The sequence below is a fragment of the Tabrizicola caldifontis genome (genome assembly GCF_004762095.1).
GTDB lineage: Bacteria > Pseudomonadota > Alphaproteobacteria > Rhodobacterales > Rhodobacteraceae > Tabrizicola > Tabrizicola caldifontis.
This window is the reverse complement of the sequence record NZ_SIJH01000007.1, coordinates 147,476-163,313: the sequence shown is the minus strand read 5'-3', so window position 1 is coordinate 163,313 and position 15,838 is coordinate 147,476. Positions and strand designations below refer to the sequence as shown.

General features: G+C 67.1%; 18 protein-coding genes. 11 read left to right on the top strand and 7 right to left on the bottom strand.

Going from position 1 to position 15,838, the window contains the following annotated elements:
• Positions 1 to 17 precede the first annotated feature (17 nt).
• Complete coding sequence (locus EYB42_RS07830) at positions 18 to 881, bottom strand: D-amino-acid transaminase (RefSeq protein ID WP_135449376.1); 864 nt, start codon at positions 879 to 881, stop codon at positions 18 to 20.
• Positions 882 to 884: 3 nt separating this feature from the next.
• Complete coding sequence (dgcA, locus tag EYB42_RS07825) at positions 885 to 1,847, bottom strand: N-acetyl-D-Glu racemase DgcA (protein ID WP_135449422.1); 963 nt, start codon at positions 1,845 to 1,847, stop codon at positions 885 to 887.
• A 185-nt stretch (positions 1,848 to 2,032) separates the two neighbouring features.
• On the opposite strand from dgcA, the gene EYB42_RS07820 reads away from it, so the two are divergent.
• From EYB42_RS07820 to EYB42_RS07805, 4 genes are all read left to right on the top strand, one after another.
• Positions 2,033 to 2,995: an L-malyl-CoA/beta-methylmalyl-CoA lyase gene (locus tag EYB42_RS07820; RefSeq protein WP_135449374.1), complete on the top strand. Its 963-nt coding sequence runs from the start codon at positions 2,033 to 2,035 to the stop codon at positions 2,993 to 2,995.
• Positions 2,996 to 3,258: 263 nt separating this feature from the next.
• On the top strand, positions 3,259 to 4,218 hold the full coding sequence (locus EYB42_RS07815; RefSeq protein ID WP_135449372.1) for an acetyl-CoA carboxylase carboxyltransferase subunit alpha: 960 nt from the start codon (positions 3,259 to 3,261) through the stop codon (positions 4,216 to 4,218).
• On the top strand, positions 4,215 to 4,529 hold the full coding sequence (locus EYB42_RS07810; protein WP_135449370.1) for a DMT family transporter: 315 nt from the start codon (positions 4,215 to 4,217) through the stop codon (positions 4,527 to 4,529). Before EYB42_RS07815 ends, EYB42_RS07810 begins: the two co-directional genes overlap by 4 nt.
• The gene (locus EYB42_RS07805; RefSeq protein WP_135449368.1) at positions 4,526 to 5,011 is read left to right on the top strand and encodes a hypothetical protein; all 486 of its coding nucleotides are present in this window, start codon (positions 4,526 to 4,528) and stop codon (positions 5,009 to 5,011) included. The genes EYB42_RS07810 and EYB42_RS07805 overlap by 4 nt, the downstream gene beginning before the upstream one ends.
• A gap of 108 nt (positions 5,012 to 5,119) precedes the next feature.
• Here the strand turns inward: EYB42_RS07805 and EYB42_RS07800 are convergent, their stop codons facing one another.
• The 3 genes from EYB42_RS07800 to EYB42_RS07790 are packed head-to-tail and all read right to left on the bottom strand — an operon-like array spanning position 5,120 to position 7,406.
• Positions 5,120 to 5,845: a lysophospholipid acyltransferase family protein gene (locus EYB42_RS07800; RefSeq protein WP_135449366.1), complete on the bottom strand. Its 726-nt coding sequence runs from the start codon at positions 5,843 to 5,845 to the stop codon at positions 5,120 to 5,122.
• The gene (locus EYB42_RS07795; protein ID WP_135449364.1) at positions 5,842 to 6,738 is read right to left on the bottom strand and encodes a cell division protein FtsX; all 897 of its coding nucleotides are present in this window, start codon (positions 6,736 to 6,738) and stop codon (positions 5,842 to 5,844) included. The genes EYB42_RS07800 and EYB42_RS07795 overlap by 4 nt, the downstream gene beginning before the upstream one ends.
• Positions 6,735 to 7,406, bottom strand: coding sequence for a cell division ATP-binding protein FtsE (locus EYB42_RS07790; RefSeq protein WP_135449362.1), 672 nt, complete (start codon positions 7,404 to 7,406; stop codon positions 6,735 to 6,737). Before EYB42_RS07790 ends, EYB42_RS07795 begins: the two co-directional genes overlap by 4 nt.
• A gap of 188 nt (positions 7,407 to 7,594) precedes the next feature.
• On the opposite strand from EYB42_RS07790, the gene EYB42_RS07785 reads away from it, so the two are divergent.
• The 4 genes from EYB42_RS07785 (at position 7,595) to EYB42_RS07770 (ending at position 11,431) form a co-directional block, all read left to right on the top strand.
• Complete coding sequence (locus EYB42_RS07785; protein WP_135449360.1) at positions 7,595 to 8,446, top strand: zinc-ribbon domain-containing protein; 852 nt, start codon at positions 7,595 to 7,597, stop codon at positions 8,444 to 8,446.
• A 77-nt stretch (positions 8,447 to 8,523) separates the two neighbouring features.
• A complete protein-coding gene (gene ilvD / locus EYB42_RS07780) occupies positions 8,524 to 10,257 on the top strand; it encodes a dihydroxy-acid dehydratase (RefSeq protein ID WP_135449358.1) in 1,734 nt (577 codons plus the stop codon).
• 5 nt (positions 10,258 to 10,262) lie between these two features.
• Positions 10,263 to 11,036, top strand: coding sequence for a DUF6478 family protein (locus EYB42_RS07775; RefSeq protein ID WP_135449356.1), 774 nt, complete (start codon positions 10,263 to 10,265; stop codon positions 11,034 to 11,036).
• An 8-nt stretch (positions 11,037 to 11,044) separates the two neighbouring features.
• Complete coding sequence (locus tag EYB42_RS07770; RefSeq protein ID WP_135449354.1) at positions 11,045 to 11,431, top strand: hypothetical protein; 387 nt, start codon at positions 11,045 to 11,047, stop codon at positions 11,429 to 11,431.
• A gap of 86 nt (positions 11,432 to 11,517) precedes the next feature.
• Here EYB42_RS07770 and map read toward each other — a convergent pair whose 3' ends face one another.
• Positions 11,518 to 12,327, bottom strand: coding sequence for a type I methionyl aminopeptidase (gene map, locus EYB42_RS07765; protein WP_135449352.1), 810 nt, complete (start codon positions 12,325 to 12,327; stop codon positions 11,518 to 11,520).
• Between the two features lie 114 nt (positions 12,328 to 12,441).
• On the opposite strand from map, the gene EYB42_RS07760 reads away from it, so the two are divergent.
• The 3 genes from EYB42_RS07760 to EYB42_RS07750 all read left to right on the top strand — a co-directional run bounded on the left by EYB42_RS07760 (position 12,442) and on the right by EYB42_RS07750 (position 14,822).
• Entirely contained in the window at positions 12,442 to 13,161 is a 720-nt protein-coding gene (locus tag EYB42_RS07760; protein ID WP_135449351.1) for a competence/damage-inducible protein A, read from the top strand.
• Complete coding sequence (locus EYB42_RS07755) at positions 13,158 to 13,850, top strand: GNAT family N-acetyltransferase (protein WP_135449349.1); 693 nt, start codon at positions 13,158 to 13,160, stop codon at positions 13,848 to 13,850. Before EYB42_RS07760 ends, EYB42_RS07755 begins: the two co-directional genes overlap by 4 nt.
• Positions 13,851 to 13,940: 90 nt before the next feature.
• Positions 13,941 to 14,822: an OmpA family protein gene (locus EYB42_RS07750; protein WP_240784026.1), complete on the top strand. Its 882-nt coding sequence runs from the start codon at positions 13,941 to 13,943 to the stop codon at positions 14,820 to 14,822.
• A gap of 19 nt (positions 14,823 to 14,841) precedes the next feature.
• On the opposite strand, the gene EYB42_RS07745 is transcribed toward EYB42_RS07750, so the two are convergent.
• Positions 14,842 to 15,747 (bottom strand): LysR family transcriptional regulator, encoded by a 906-nt coding sequence (locus EYB42_RS07745; RefSeq protein ID WP_135449345.1) that lies wholly within the window; start codon positions 15,745 to 15,747, stop codon positions 14,842 to 14,844.
• Positions 15,748 to 15,838: the final 91 nt, after the last annotated feature.

Genomic DNA, 15,838 nt, shown 5'->3' with positions numbered 1-15,838 from the left:
GGCGCGGCGGCCACGGGTCAGAGCGCGGCCTTGCGCATCTCTTCCAGATAGATCTCGCGCAGGCGGGTTGCGACAGGGCCCGGCTTCCCGGTGCCCACGGGCATTCCATCTACCTCGACCACGGGCATCACGAAGATCGAGGCGGCGGTGGCAAAGGCCTCGTCCGCCTGCTGAGCCTCGGCGGGGCTGAAGGGGCGTTCCTCGATCTCGAACTGCGCCTCGGTCGCAAGGCGCAGCACGGCGGCGCGGGTGATGCCGTGCAGGATGTCGCTGCCAAGCTGGCGGGTGATGATCCGGTTACCCTTGACGATGTAGGCGTTGTTCGAGGTGCCCTCGGTCACCATGCCCGCCTCGTCGGTGAACCAGCTGTCATCGACGCCGGCCTTCTTGGCGGCCATCTTTCCCATCGAGGGATAAAGCAGTTGCACGGTCTTGATATCGACGCGCGACCAGCGCAGGTCGGGGATGGTGATGACCCTGAACCCGGTCTTGGCGGCGGGCGCGTCGGCGAGGTGCGGGGTGTTCTGGGTGAAGGCCACGACCGTGCCGGGCACCGAGGCATCGGGGAACAGGAAGCTGCGGTCGCCCGGATTGCCGCGCGTGACCTGAAGGTAGATCATCCCCTGGTCGATCCCGTTCCGCGCGACCAGTTCGCGGTGCATCGCCAGCAGTTCGTCCGCGCTCAGCGGGCAGGTCATCTCCAGTTCGCGCAGGCTGCGTTCCAGCCGATTCATGTGGCCGTCGAAGTCGATCAGCTTGCCGTCCAGCACACTTGTCACCTCATAAACCCCGTCGGCCATCAGGAATCCGCGGTCGAAGATCGAAACCTTCGCCTCGGTTTCGGGCAGGTAGGTGCCGTTCACATAGACGGTGCGGGTCATGGTCTATCCCCAAAGGCTGGCATCGGGCGGGTGGGCCCCTGCCGCGTCATAGTGCAGGGGCGCTTCGCGGTCTTCGGCCAGAAGCAGGGGGCCGTCAAGGTCTGTCCATTCCGCGCCCTGTGCCAGCAGCACCGCCGGGGCCATGGCGAGGGAGGAGCCAACCATGCAGCCGATCATGACCCGAAAGCCCATCTGGCGGGCAAGGTCGCGGGTCAGCAGTGCTTCGGTCAGCCCGCCGGTCTTGTCCAGCTTCAGGTTCACCGCGTCATATTTCCCCTTTAGCGCAGCCAGGCTGGCGCGGTCGTGGCAGGACTCGTCCGCGCAGACCGGGACAGGCCTTTCGATGCCGGCCAGCATGTCATCCTGCCCGGCAGGCAGCGGCTGTTCCACCAGCGCCACACCAAGGCGGAGAAGATGCGGCGCAAGGTCGGCGTAGACCTCGGGCGTCCAGCCTTCGTTGGCATCGACGATGATCGTGGCGCGGGGCGCGCCCTGCCGGACGGCCTCCAGCCGCGGCATGTCATCGGGGGTGCCCAGCTTGATCTTCAGGATCGGGCGATGAGCGTTGGCGGCGGCGGCGGCGCGCATGGCCTCGGGCGGGGCGAGCGACAGGGTATAGGCGGTGACGACGGGGCCGGGGGCGGGCAGACCAGCGATGTCCCAGATCCGGCGGCCCGCCTGCTTCGCCTGCAGATCCCAGAGCGCACAGTCGACGGCATTGCGCGCGGCGCCGGGGGGCAGGGCGGATTGCAGGGCCTGCCGGGTGATGTCGGGGGGCAGTCCCTCGATCCGTGCCCGGACGCTGGCCATCGTCTCGCCATAGCGGGCATAGGGGACGCATTCGCCCCGGCCGGTCTGCCCGTCACGGGAGACGCGCACGGTCAGCACCTGCGCCTCGGTCTTCGACCCCCGGCTGATGGTAAAGGCCTGCGCCAGGCGGAAACGGTCTTCGGTGACGGTGATCATCGGGTCGCTCATCAACACTGACGGCTTTCTTCGCTGGCCACGCGCCACACGCAAGCGAAGAAAGCCGTCAGGCCAGATGAGCGGCGGGTTTGCTGCGTTTGCGAAATCGGGCTTGCGGTCTGGCGCGCAAGAATATATCGCAGATGCAGCATCCTGAGAAACATGATTGCCCGAAGGCCCGCCTCATGAGTTTCCGCCTGCAACCCCCCGCCCCCGCCCGCCCCAATCGGTGCCAACTTTTCGGCCCGGGTTCGCGACCCGAACTGTTCGCCAAGATGGCGGCCAGCGCGGCGGATGTGATCAACCTTGATCTCGAGGATTCGGTCGCCCCGGCCGACAAGGCGCAGGCGCGGGCGAACATCATCCGGGCGATTTCCGGGGTGGACTGGGGGCGCAAGACCCTGAGCGTGCGGATCAACGGGCTGGATACGCCCTACTGGTATCGTGATGTCGTGGACCTTCTGGAACAGGCGGGCGAGCGGCTGGACCAGATCATGATCCCCAAGGTGGGCTGCGCGGCGGATGTCTATGCGATGGATGCCCTGGTCACTGCCTGCGAGGCGGCGGCGGGGCGGCAGAAGCGGATCAGCCTGGAGGTCATCATCGAGACGGCCGCGGGGATCGCGCATGTCGAGGAGATCGCGGCCAGTAGCCCCCGCCTGCAGGCGATGAGCCTGGGGGCGGCGGATTTCGCGGCCAGCATGGGGATGCAGACGACCGGCATCGGCGGCACGCAGGAAAACTACTACATGCTGCGCGAGGGGCGGAAATACTGGGCCGACCCCTGGCATTGGGCGCAGGCGGCAATCGTGGCGGCCTGCCGGACGCATGGCATTCTGCCCGTGGACGGCCCCTTCGGGGATTTCAGCGACGATGAGGGCTTCCGCGCTCAGGCGCGGCGGTCGGCTACGTTGGGCATGGTGGGGAAATGGGCGATCCATCCGAAGCAGGTGGCGCTGGCGAACGAGGTCTTCACCCCTTCGGAAGCCGCCGTGCGCGAAGCGCGCGAGATCCTGGCCGCGATGGAGGCCGCCAAGGCCGCGGGCCAAGGTGCCGCAACCTACAAGGGCCGGCTGGTGGACATCGCCAGCATGCGCCAGGCCGAGGTGATCGTGCGGCAGGCCGAAATGATTGCCGGGGCGTCATGAATCGTTGACAAACCGCCCGCGGAACGGGCAGCCTTCCCGTTAGGAAGCCCGCACATCGGGCAGTCTGCAAAGGATGCCTGAGCCGCGCACCCGGGGAGGGGAGGCCCCGCGCGGCGAAAGGGAGGATGCACGCCCCGGACCGGCGGTCCGGGGCGCTGCTGTTTTCGGTGCCGTGACGCATCCATGCATCCGGCTTTGGCAAGCCGAGTTGCATCAGGCCGGGCCCGGGGGCATATAGGGGCGGCCCGCGGGAAGGATGTGCGATGAACTACCTGGAATTCGAGAAGCCGCTCGCCGAGATCGAAGGCAAGGCCGAAGAACTGCGCGCCCTGGCCAGGTCGGGCGGCGGCATGGATCTGACCAAGGAGGCCGAGGCGCTGGACCGCAAGGCCGAGGCGGCGCTGCGCGATCTCTACAGGAACCTGACGCCCTGGCAGAAGTGCCTGGTCGCGCGGCACCCCGACCGGCCGCATTGCAAGGATTACATCGAGGGTCTGTTCACCGAATTCACCACCCTTGCCGGAGACCGCGCCTTTGCCGACGACCTGGCGGTGATGGGCGGAATCGCGCGGTTCCAGGACCAGCCGGTGATGGTGATCGGGCACGAGAAGGGCAACGACACCAAGTCGCGCATCGAGCGCAACTTCGGCATGGCCCGGCCCGAGGGCTATCGCAAGGCGATCCGGCTGATGGACCTTGCCCACCGGTTTCGCCTGCCGGTGATCACGCTGGTTGACACACCCGGCGCCTATCCCGGCAAGGGGGCCGAGGAACGCGGCCAGGCCGAGGCGATTGCACGCTGCACCGAGAAGTGTCTGTCGATCGGCGTGCCCCTGGTCAGCGTGGTGATCGGAGAGGGCGGCAGCGGCGGGGCGGTGGCGCTGGCAACGGCGAACCGGGTCGCGATGCTGGAACATAGCGTCTATTCGGTGATTTCGCCCGAGGGCTGCGCCAGCATCTTGTGGAAGGACGCCGAGAAGATGCGCGAAGCGGCCGAGGCCCTGCGTCTGACAGCGCAGGATCTGCAGAAGCTGGGCATCATCGACCGGATCGTGAAGGAACCGGTCGGCGGTGCGCAACGGGCCCCGAAGGAAACCATCGAGGCCGTGGGCAAGGCGATCGAAGCCATGCTGAAGGATCTGTCCGGCAAGAAGCCCGAAACGCTTATCCGCGACCGGCGGCAGAAGTTCCTGGACATGGGCTCCAAGGGGCTGGCGGCTTGAGCCCCTGGCTGATCCTGGTGCTGGCCGGCGGTCTGGAAATGGGCTGGGCGCTGGGGCTGAAGTATTCCGAGGGTTTCACGAAACCCTGGCCGACAGTTGCCACCGTCGTGATGGCGCTTGGATCATTCTATCTGCTGTCGCTGGCGATGAAGGCCCTGCCGGTCGGCACGGCCTATGCCGTCTGGGTGGGTATCGGCGCCATCGGCACGGCGATTGCGGCGGTGTTCCTGTTCGGCGAGGCGGTCAACGCTGTGCGGGTCTTCGGCATTCTTCTGATCCTCGCCGGAATCGTGGCGCTGAAATTTGCATGATGCGGTGGGTGGCACTTGCCGCGCTGCTGGCCGCGCAAGTGCAGGCCGGAACGCTGGAAGGGCGGCTTGTCACCTTCACGGTGGAAACCTGGGACGACCGCGAGCAGCCCTTTCTTCAGGCCCGTGGGCGGACCGTCATGGTCGGGCAGGGGGTCGAGTTCGGGCTGGAACCCGAAGGCCTGACCGGCGGGCTGGACGTGGTGCCGGTCACCGTCGAGATCGGGCCGACCCGGATCGAACTGTCCTACCCGCGCGGGATCGGCAGGTTCTATGAGGCCCGGTTCAACGGTTATGTGCTGCGCTTTGTCACGGACTGCGCCCTGTTCGATCGCGTCGCCATCGCCCCCGAGGGAACCACGATGCGCGTGACCGAGGTCTGGGCCGAGGGCGGCGCGCTTTACATCAACGTATCCGGCCTGGGATACGGGCCGAATGCCCGCCTTGCGCTGGATCTTGAGGTCGCCGATTGCCCGCTGAGCTGAGGCAGGGCCCTCGCACGGTGGGCTGACCATGCCTTGAAGCGATGGGTGCGGGTGCCGCAGGGCGGCCCCCGATGTTCTTGCTGCCCGTGGCGGGGCGCCTTGTCCCTGTCAGCCGCCGAACCCCGCCTCGGCCATCAGGCGGTTCGAGTGGGTTTCGATGTCCTCTTCCAGCCGCGCCATGAATTCGGGGATGGGCAGGCCGGGCGCGATGGGGGGCAGGAACTCGACCACGGCAAGGCCGGGTTTGCGCAGGATGCCGCGTTTGGGCCAGAACAGGCCGACATTGGTTGCGACAGGATGGCAAGGCTGGCCAAGCTGCTGGTAAAGCAGGCCTGTTCCGACCTTGTAGGGCATTTTCGCCCCAGGCGCGACGCGGGTGCCTTGCGGATAGATGATCAGTTGGCCGGGTTCGGCAGCCCCCTTCGCCACATCGGCCTTCATCTTCGCAATCGCCGCGCCCCGTTTGCCGCGGTCCACCGGCACGCAGCCGATGCGCAGGGCATACTGGCCAAGGAACGGGGCATAAAGCAGTTCGCGCTTCATGATGAACTTGGCGGCCGGGACGGCGCTGATGATCAGGATGATGTCGAGAAAGCTCTGATGCTTGGCGGCGACCAGCGCCTCGCCCCTGGGCGGGGTTCCGAGCACCTCGCAGCGCAATCCGGTCAGGACCCGCAACGAGATGATGACCCACCGGCAATAGGTGCGCACACCGATCCTTGCGCCCCGGCGAGACACCATTGCCCAAGGGGCGAAGGCCAAGGCCATGATCGCCATGACCACATACATCTGAATGATGAAAACCAGCGACAGAATCCAGCGGATCGGGGTCATGTCAGCTCTCGCAGTTTCTGAAACGCGGCGCGGCGGGTGGCAAGGAAGGCGACCAGCGCGGCAAGCAGAGGCAAGACCAGCGGCCAGAGCCAGCCGGCGCCCGTGAAGCCGAGGCCGGTCAGAAAGCCGCCGGCGGCGTCGGCGGCGGGAAGGGCGGCTACCCCGGCCATCCCCGCTGCGGTGCCGACGGCCGACCCGGCAAGCGTGCGCAGCGTGAATCGGCGGACGAAGGCGCGGGCGATGTAGCTGTCCCGTGCGCCGACCAGACGAAGGACGCGGATCACCTCGGCATTGGTGGCCAGCGCGGCGCGGGCGGCAAGGGTGATCATCGCGGCCATCGCCGCGCCGATCAGCGCGATGGAGAGGACACCAAGGATGCGCAGCCGCTCGGCCGCCTCGGCCAGCGGGCGGCGCCAGCGGGTGTGGTCGTCCAGCAGCGCGCCAGGCGCCTCGGCGGCAAGACGCTGCCGCAGGCCCTGGGAATCGTAGCCCGGATCGCCTTCGACCACCTCGATCAGCCGGGGGATCGGCAGGGCCTCGACGGGCAGGCCTGGGCCGAACCAGGGCTCCAGCAGGGCGCGGGTCTCGGCTTCATCCAGCGCGCGGTAGCTTGCTATGCCGGGGGTGGTGGCAAGCACCGAAAGGATCGCGGCGGTCTGGATCTCCATCTGCTCTGCCGGGGCCGACAGGCGGATGGTGGCCGTGCGGGCCAGCGCCTCTGACCAGCGGTCGGCCAGGCGCCCCGAGGCAAGCGACAGCGCCAGTGCAAAGACGCACAGAAAGGTCATGGCGCCGGCGGTGAAGGTGGCCAGCCATGCGGTGGGACCCGAAGGCGGCACGACCTGAAGCGCGCGGGTCGCGGGGCTGGCGGGTTTGGCCCTGGGAAACCTCACAGGTCGGCCCCCGCAAGCTGGACGCGGTGCTTTGCGATGCGCAGCACACGCGCCTGCACCTGCGCCTTGGCCTGGCGGATCAGGTTCAGGTCGTGGGTGGCCACCACGATGGTCTTGCCCATCTTGTTCAGCTCGACCAGCAGGGTCAGGATTCGCAGCGACATCTCCCAATCCACGTTTCCGGTGGGCTCGTCCGCAAGAATCACGTCGGGATCGACGATGACGGCGCGGGCCAGCGCGGCGCGCTGACGTTCGCCGCCCGACAGTTGGGGCGGCAGTGCGTCGGCCAGGTGCCGAAGCCCCACCCAGGCCAGAAGCTCATCCAGATCCTGCGGGTCGCTTTCCCGGTCGGACACGGTGAAGGGCAGCGCCATGTTTGCGGCGACGGACAGATGATCAAGGAACTTGCAGTCCTGATGCACGATCCCGATCCGCCGGCGGGTGCGTGCCACGTCATCGCGCGAAAGCGTGGTCACGTCGCGGTCGAACAGCGTGACGCGACCGGCGGTCGGCAGCAGTTCGGCATAGGCCAGTTTCAGGAAGGTCGATTTGCCCGCGCCCGAGGGACCGGTCAGAAAATGGAACGACCCCGGCGCCAGGCGCAATGTCACGTCGGACAGAAGATCGCCCCCGCCATAGCTGTAGGCCACATTCTCAAAGGCGATCACGATGCTCCTCCGGGCAGGGCAGGCGGCGTTTCGAAGGCGGCAGGCCTGTGACGGTGCCCGCCGGACTGCGCTTTCCATCGCACAGGGGCAAAGGATTGCACAAGACCGAGCGACAAAGCCTTGGAACGACAGGAATCAAGCGTTACAAACCCATAGGTGGAGCCGGATCAAGGCTTTGAGGGATACGAATGCGGTTGGTTTGCCCGAACTGTGAGGCCAAGTACGAGGTGCCCGACGACGCCATACCGGACACGGGGCGCGACGTGCAGTGCGCGAACTGCGGCCATGCCTGGTTCCAGATGCGCCCTCGTCCCGCAGGGTCGGCCCCGGCCGAGGACGGCCCGGCCAGCCCGGCCCCGGCCGCACGGACCCCTGCCCCCGCAGCAGCGCCGCCTGCCGAACCGTTGCCCGAGCTCCCGCCCGCTGCGCTAGCCGCGGCCGACGAGGAGGCCGCGGAACCCGAGGCCGACACCGCGCCGGCAAAGGCCGGGCCCGCCTATGTCGTGGATGAATCCGTGCTTGCGATTCTGCGCGAGGAGGCCGAGCGCGAGGCCAAGGCCCGTCGCGCCGAGGCAGTCCCGCTGGAGACCCAGCCCGATCTGGGATTGGACGCCGCCCCGCCCATCCCGGTCTCGCCCGTCCCCGTCGCACCCGCGCCCGCCCCGACCGTGGTGCCTGCTTCCGCTGCGCAGCAGGAAAGCGATGCCGAAACGAAGCCTGCCGCCCGGCGCGATCTTTTCCCCGATGTCGAAGAGATCAACTCAACCCTCCGGCCCGAAGAGTTCCCGGTCGAGGAGCCCGAGGAAGCGGCTGTCACCCCTCCTCCGCCCGAACCCGTCCGAGGCTTTCGTAGCGGATTTCTGCTGGTGATGACCCTGGCGTTCCTTGCCTCGATCCTGTACATGGCGGCCCCTTATCTGCGCAGCCTGGTGCCGGCGCTTGATGGCCCGCTGGCAAGCTATGTGGCTGCCATCGACAGCCTTCGTCTGCACCTCGACAGCCTGATGCGGTCGGCTACCGTGGCGATCAACGGCAACTGATGCAGCCAATTCGGCTTGCCCCTGCGCGGGCTGGCCTTTATCCCTTGCGGCCAGCCCATGATCCGCGAGGAACCGCCATGACCAAAGCCCGTTTCGACAAGTCGAAGCTTCCCAGCCGCCATGTGACCGAAGGCCCGGCGCGCGCGCCGCACCGCAGCTATTTCTACGCCATGGGGATCACCGAGGAAGAGATCCACCAGCCCTGGGTGGGCGTGGCGACCTGCTGGAACGAGGCCGCCCCCTGCAACATCGCGCTGAACCGGCAGGCGCAGGTGGTGAAACAGGGCGTGAAGAAGGGCGGCGGCACCCCGCGCGAGTTCACCACGATCACCGTGACCGATGGCGTGGCCATGGGGCACGAGGGGATGCGTTCGAGCCTTGCCAGCCGCGAGGTGATCGCGGATTCGGTCGAGCTGACGATGCGCGGGCATTGCTATGACGCGCTGGTGGGTCTTGCGGGCTGCGACAAGAGCCTGCCGGGGATGATGATGGCCATGGTGCGGCTGAACGTGCCGTCGGTCTTCATCTACGGCGGGTCGATCCTGCCCGGCCGCTATCAGGGCCGCGACATCACCGTGCAGGACCTGTTCGAGGGCGTGGGCAAGGTGCAGGCCGGCGCCATGTCCGAGGCCGAGCTCGAGATCATGGAGCGGGTGGCCTGCCCTTCGGCCGGTGCCTGCGGGGCGCAATACACGGCGAACACCATGGCCTGCGTCTCGGAGGCGATCGGGCTGGCGCTCTTGAACTCCTCGGGCGCGCCTGCACCCTATGAAAGCCGCGACCAGTTCTGCGAGGCCTCGGGCGTGGCGGTGATGAACCTGATCGAGAAGAACATCCGCGCCCGCGACATCGTGACCCGCAAGAGCCTGGAGAACGCCGCCCGCGTGGTGGCCTGCACCGGCGGCTCGACCAATGCCGCGCTGCACCTGCCGGCCATCGCGCACGAGGCTGGGATCGACTTCGACCTGTTCGACGTGGCCGACATCATGCGCGACACGCCTTATTTCGTGAACCTGCGTCCGGGCGGGCAGTATGTGGCGAAAGACCTCTACGAGGTTGGCGGTGTGCCGGTGGTCATGAAGGAACTGGCCAAGGCGGGACTGTTGCACCTGGACTGCATCACCGCCAGCGGCAAGACCCTGGGCGAAAGCCTGGAGGAGATCCGCGGCGAGCCGGACGGCAAGGTCATCCATCCGATCAGCGCGCCGATCACGAAGACGGGCGGCGTGGTCGGGCTGCGCGGCAATCTCGCGCCCGACGGGGCCATCGTGAAGGTCGCCGGCATGACGGAGGCCGAGCAGGTCTTTACCGGCCCGGCTCGCGTCTTCGAATGCGAGGAGGAGGCATTCGAGGCGGTCAAGAAACGCGAATACAAGGAGGGCGAGGTCATCGTCATCCGCAACGAAGGCCCGGCGGGCGGCCCCGGCATGCGCGAGATGCTGGCGACCACGGCGGCGCTGTCCGGTCAGGGCATGGGCAAGAAGGTGGCGCTGATCACCGACGGCCGCTTTTCGGGCGCGACGCGGGGCTTCTGCGTCGGCCACGTCGGCCCCGAGGCCGCGCATGGCGGGCCGATCGCGCTGCTGAAGAACGGCGACATGATCACGCTGAACGCGCTGACCGGCGAGTTGTCGGTGGCCCTGTCGGATGAAGAACTGGCGAAGCGCAAGGCCGAATGGAAGGGGCCGCGCAAGACGGCCTATACCAGCGGTGCCGTGCACAAGTTCGCCCGTCTGGTCGGCGGTGCGCGCTGGGGGGCAGTCACGCATCCGGGGGCGAAGGCGGAAAGCCACGTCTACATGGACCAATAGGATCGATGGCCGGGCGGCTGGCGCAGATCCTGGACCATTGGCACCTGCGCAGTGTGCAGGCACGATGGGCGCGGGCCGCCGACGCGGCGGCCGAGACCGAGCCCTTCGAGCTGCGTGCGCTGCGCGCCGAAGGACGGGCTCTGCGACGGCAGATCGACCGGGTGATCCATGCGGCGGACCAGCGACTGGCGCTGCCGGCCCCAGGGGCGGGCGTGCCGCGTCCACCGCTGGGCACCGACTGGGCCTGGCGGGCCGATGCCTGGCGCGGCCCGCTGCCCGGGCCCGGCTCCGTGGCTGCCGACCCCCGCACCAAGGTCAGCAACGATCTGACCCTGCATCATGATTGCCCCCTGGGCGAGGTCGCAGTCCGGCAATTGCGCAATCACGACGCTGCCGACCGGGCGCCCCATGGCCTTGCGGTCGAGGTGTTCGGGTTCCGCGGCAGCTTCCTGTCGCTGGACCTGCGCCTGCCTGCGTCCGGGATCACGGGTTTGAAGGCGCGGCATCTGGTGCGGGTTGATGCGGTGATCGACAGCGACCGGCCCCTGCGCGGCTTTGCCCGGCTGAATTGCAGCCAGGGCCACAATGTGACGCAGATGGTCCGCGCGCTGCCGGATGAGGGGCGAGAGGCGATGGTGGAGTTCGACCTGGCCGCCGGCGAGCTTGACGACGCCCCGATCGAGGGCGCCTGGCTGGACCTGATCTTCAATGATGTGGCCAACGCCCGCATCATCCTGCGCGATCTGGTGCTGAGCCGTCGCCCCCGTGCAGAATTCTAGAGACGCCGATGACCGTCACGCCGACCCTGACCCAGACCCGGTTTGCCCATGGCCTGTGGGAGGGCGTGCTGTCCGGTGCCCCGGATGCGCCGGTCATCGAGGCCACCCACCAGGGCCGGGTTCTTGCAGGCGTGGACGTGTTACCCGTGCCTGGCAGGGCGGGTCAGTTCACGGTGCGGGTGCCGCTGCCCGTCGCCCTGCTGACCGAAGGGGTGCATACGGTCCTGATCGGAATGGGCGACCTGGTGCTTGCGCAGGTCAGCGTGGTCGCCGGGGTGCCGCTGGAAGATGACCTGCGTGCCGAGATCGCCCTGCTGCGGGCCGAGCTGGACCTGTTGAAGCGGGCCTTCCGTCGGCATTGCGCGGAAACGGCCGCCCAGATAGGGCCGCCGTAGTTGCGCCCGCTTTCGAGGACGCATTGACGCCTTGCGCGGCGCACCGACGAGGAGACGCAGTTGAACTTTGGGGGGTGTGCTTGGGATCAGCCCCAGGTCGGGTGGAACTTGCCGGCCGGCGACAGGGTGAAGATCTCGCAGCCCGTGGCCGTGACACCCACCGAATGTTCGAACTGCGCCGAAAGCGACTTGTCGCGGGTGACGGCAGTCCAGTCGTCGGCAAGCACCTTGGTTTCAGGCCGGCCCAGGTTCACCATCGGCTCGATGGTGAAGAACATCCCCTCTTCCAGCACCGGGCCGGTGCCGGGACGGCCGTAGTGCAGCACGTTCGGCGGGGCGTGGAACACGCGGCCCAGGCCGTGCCCGCAGAAATCGCGGACCACCGACATGCGCTGCGATTCAACGTAAGCCTGGATGGCATGGCCGATGTCGCCGAAGGTGTTTCCCGGTTTCACCGCAGCGATGCCGCGCATCAGGCCCTCGTGCGTTACCTCGATCAGGCGTTCCGCCTTGCGCGACAGACTGCCGGCCACATACATCCGGCTGGTATCGCCATACCATCCATCCACGATGACCGTCACATCCACGTTCAGGATGTCACCATCCATCAGCACCTTGGGTCCCGGAATTCCGTGGCAGACCACATGGTTGACGCTGATGCAGGACGCGTGCCGATAGCCCTTGTAGCCGATGGTGGCCGAGGTGACGCCGCGGCGGCGGATCTCCTCGGTGATGAAATCGTCGATCGCCCCGGTCGTCGTGCCTGGCACCACCAGCGGCGCCACGGCATCCAGGATCTCGGCCGCGACCCGGCCTGCCGCGCGCATACCGACGAAATCCGCATCCTCGTAAATGCGGATACCGTCCTTCGTGATGCGGGCGCGCTGTTCGTCCAAGGCGTCTCTCTCTTCTCTGGGGTCTACATAAGAGCCTTCGGCGGAATTGGCCAGAGGGCGGGGTTTGAAACCGCATGAGGCGGGGCTATACCCGATCCGAGCAAGGGGGAAACGATGACCAATCCAACCGCGGCGATGCTTGTGATCGGCGACGAAATCCTGTCCGGCCGCACACGCGATTCGAATTTGCACTATCTGGCCGGCGAACTGACCCGCATCGGCATCGCCCTGCGCGAGGCGCGCGTGGTGGGCGACGTACACGACGAGATCGTGGCGGCGGTGCGCGCCCTTTCGGCGAAATATGACCATGTCTTCACCAGCGGGGGTATCGGCCCGACACATGACGATATCACCGCAGATGCGGTCGCCGAGGCGATGGGGGTGAAGATCGGCCACCGCGCAGATGCCATGGCCCTGTTGCAGGCGCATTACGACCGGGCGGGGTTGCCGTTCAACGAGGCGCGGCAGCGGATGGCGCGCATCCCGGACGGGGCAGCGCTGATCGACAATCCCGTGTCCACCGCGCCGGGGTTCACGATCGGCAACGTGCATGTCATGGCAGGCGTGCCGAACATCTTTCAGGCGATGGTGGCCAGCGTTCTGCCAAGGCTGACCGGCGGGCCGCCGCTTCTGTCGCAGTCCTTGCGGGTGAACCGCGGCGAGGGCGAGATTGCCGGGGCCTTCGGCGCGTTGGCGGCCGAGTTTCCCGACCTCTCGATGGGATCCTATCCCTTCATTCAGAACGGGGCGCATGGCACGAACCTGGTGATACGGGGCACCGATCCGGCGCGGGTCGATGCGGCCATGGTCCGGCTGACGCAGCTTTTCGGATGACGCACGACCCATTGTCCGCGGTGATGGAGGCGACATGGCCCCCGGCGCGGCGCTGGCGCGAGGGGGCGTTCGACTTCCGCGACGGTGCGGGAGGCGGCAAGCGGGTATCCGCTGCAAGCTGTGAAGGCGACTGGGACGCGGCCGATCTTGACCGGCTTGGGGCGATGGCAGAGCCGCTGGTGATGATCCGCCCTTCCGATGCCGCGCTGGATGCGGCGCTGGCGGCGCGGGGCTGGCGGATTGTCGATCCGGTCGTGGTGTGTTCCGCGCCGATTGCGGCACTTGCGGCAGACCTGCCCCCGCTGGCCGCCTTTCCGCATTGGCCGCCGCTCGCAATCGCTGCCTCGCTGTGGGCCGAGGGCGGCATTGGCGCGGCCCGGCTGGCGGTGATGGAACGCGTCCGGGGGGCCAAGGTGGCGATTCTGGCGCGGCACGAGGACAGGCCCGCCGGCGTGGCCTTCGCCGCCCTGCATGGCACCGAAGCCATGCTGCATGCACTGGAGGTCAGGCCCGACCGGCGGGGCAGGGGCGTGGGTGGAACGCTGGTGCATGCCGCGGCCAACTGGGCTGCGGCGCTGGGTGCCGAACGGCTGTCGCTGGTGGTGACAGAGCGGAACACTGCCGCCCGCGCGCTCTACGCTCGCCTTGGGATGGAAGTTGTGGGACAGTATCATTACCGGATGAAATGATCGCGGAATGCGGCGCGGGCAGTAGTGCGACACCTTCTTTCATGGCTTCTGTCTTGCCTCACGCTTCCCGCGCAGGCTTTGACGCTGGAATTGCCGGCCCCCGTCTTGGCCGAGGCAAACCGCTCCGAAGTGCCGGGCAGCTATGCCCTGCCCCTTGCCCCGTTCGATGGCCGGCAATTGCCGGTGCGGATGGTCGAAGGCGCGGTCGAACAGCGCGCCTATCAGCTGGAAGCCCCGGGCATGACCACGCTGGCCGTCCTTGCCCCGCTGCGCGCGCAGATCGAGGCGGCCGGTTTCACGGTGCTGATGGAATGCGCGACGCGGGCCTGCGGCGGCTTCGACTTCCGCTACGGCACCGAAGTCCTGCCGGAACCGGACATGCATGTCGATCTGGGCGATTTCCGCTTTCTGGCGGCCGAGAAAGAGGGCGAGGCTGTGACGGTCCTGGTCAGCCGATCTGCGCTGACGGCCTATGTCCAGATCACAAGGGTCTCGGCGGCACCTCTGGTGTCGACGGTGGCACCCGAAGGGACCGGGCCGGTGGTCGATCTAGACATCGAGTCGCCGCGCGGGGTTGACCCTGCACCCGCTGACGACAGCATCGCCGCCGCCCTCGATTCGACCGGTTCGGCGGCGCTGGAAGATCTGGTTTTCGCCAGCGGCTCGGCCAGTCTGACCGAGGGGGATTATGCGTCTCTGGCCGCCGTGGCGGCATGGCTGAAGGCAAATCCCACGGCGACGGTCGCGCTGGTCGGCCATACTGATGCGTCCGGCAGTCTGGCTGCGAACATCGCCCTGTCAGAGCGCCGGGCAAAGGCGGTGGCTCAGGCGCTGATCGAACGCTATGGGGTCGATCGGGCGAGGATCTCGGCCGAAGGCGTGGGGTTCCTGGCACCGCGGGCCACGAACCAGACCGAGGAGGGCCGGCAAAAGAACCGCAGGGTAGAGGTGATTGTCACCTCGACGCGCTGAGCCGGCCAGGTTCCGGCCTTCACCAGTTGTCGGGGCCCTTGTCCATGTAGCGTTTGGCCAGAAAGTCGATGAAAGCCCGAACCTTGGGCTGGGTGAACCTGCCGGGGGGATAGACGGCATAGATGCCAAGGGTTTCCACCGGAAGGCCGGGGATCGCTTCCTCTACCAATCCCTGCCGCATGGCGTCGGCATAAAGGAAGCTGGGAAGATAGGCGATACCCAGGCCCGAGATTGCCGCGTTCAGCAGGCTTTGCCCGTCGTTCACCGTAAGCCAGCCGACCGAACGGACCTGCCGTTTTTCGCCGGAGGGAGCGGTGATCTTCCAGACATTGCCATTGGCCTGGTTCGAATAGTGCAAGAGCTTGTGGTCGTTCAGATCGTCGATCTTCTGCGGCCGACCGTATTTCTTGAAATAGGACGGTGCACCGATCATTCGCTTCGTCGTTTCGGTCAGCTTGCGCGCGCGCAGGCTGCTGTCTTCCAGATCGCCGACGCGGATCGCCATGTCGAAGCCTTCGCTGATCAGTTCGACATAGCGGTTGTTCAGAACCATGTTCACCGTGATGTCGGGGTATTCCAGCAGAAAATCCCCGAGGATCGGCGACAACAGGTTCACCCCGAAGTCGGTGGCGACCGATACCCGCAAGAGGCCCGAAGGTGCAGATTGCATCGAGGTGACAAGGGCGTCCGCCTCGCCCGCATCGTTCAGCACACGCCGGGCGCGGTCATAGTAGGCCAGGCCGATCTCGGTCGGACTGACGCGGCGGGTCGTCCGGTTCAGAAGCCTGGCGCCAAGACGCGCCTCAAGCGCAGAGACATGCTTCGAAACCGCAGATTTCGAAATTCCCATCTTCTTGGCTGCATCGGTGAAGCCGCCCTGGTCCACGACAGTGGCAAAGGCCTCCATCTCGGTCAGTCGATCCATTTCTTGCCCTCTTGGCAGCAGACACGCCGGTTTTCTTTACAGAAATGTGTCGCTGCCAAATCGGGCAGCATGGCGGCAAAGGCGCGACCTA

What these genes read in the sequence shown, in the direction of transcription:
- EYB42_RS07830 (WP_135449376.1), bottom strand. Translation starts at nt 881, where the DNA reads ATGACCCGCACCGTCTATGTGAACGGCACCTACCTGCCCGAAACCGAG.
- dgcA (WP_135449422.1), bottom strand. Translation starts at nt 1,847, where the DNA reads ATGATCACCGTCACCGAAGACCGTTTCCGCCTGGCGCAGGCCTTTACC.
- EYB42_RS07820 (WP_135449374.1), top strand. Translation starts at nt 2,033, where the DNA reads ATGAGTTTCCGCCTGCAACCCCCCGCCCCCGCCCGCCCCAATCGGTGC.
- EYB42_RS07815 (WP_135449372.1), top strand. Translation starts at nt 3,259, where the DNA reads ATGAACTACCTGGAATTCGAGAAGCCGCTCGCCGAGATCGAAGGCAAG.
- EYB42_RS07805 (WP_135449368.1), top strand. Translation starts at nt 4,526, where the DNA reads ATGATGCGGTGGGTGGCACTTGCCGCGCTGCTGGCCGCGCAAGTGCAG.
- EYB42_RS07800 (WP_135449366.1), bottom strand. Translation starts at nt 5,845, where the DNA reads ATGACCCCGATCCGCTGGATTCTGTCGCTGGTTTTCATCATTCAGATG.
- EYB42_RS07785 (WP_135449360.1), top strand. Translation starts at nt 7,595, where the DNA reads ATGCGGTTGGTTTGCCCGAACTGTGAGGCCAAGTACGAGGTGCCCGAC.
- ilvD (WP_135449358.1), top strand. Translation starts at nt 8,524, where the DNA reads ATGACCAAAGCCCGTTTCGACAAGTCGAAGCTTCCCAGCCGCCATGTG.
- EYB42_RS07775 (WP_135449356.1), top strand. Translation starts at nt 10,263, where the DNA reads ATGGCCGGGCGGCTGGCGCAGATCCTGGACCATTGGCACCTGCGCAGT.
- EYB42_RS07770 (WP_135449354.1), top strand. Translation starts at nt 11,045, where the DNA reads ATGACCGTCACGCCGACCCTGACCCAGACCCGGTTTGCCCATGGCCTG.
- EYB42_RS07760 (WP_135449351.1), top strand. Translation starts at nt 12,442, where the DNA reads ATGACCAATCCAACCGCGGCGATGCTTGTGATCGGCGACGAAATCCTG.
- EYB42_RS07755 (WP_135449349.1), top strand. Translation starts at nt 13,158, where the DNA reads ATGACGCACGACCCATTGTCCGCGGTGATGGAGGCGACATGGCCCCCG.
- EYB42_RS07745 (WP_135449345.1), bottom strand. Translation starts at nt 15,747, where the DNA reads ATGGATCGACTGACCGAGATGGAGGCCTTTGCCACTGTCGTGGACCAG.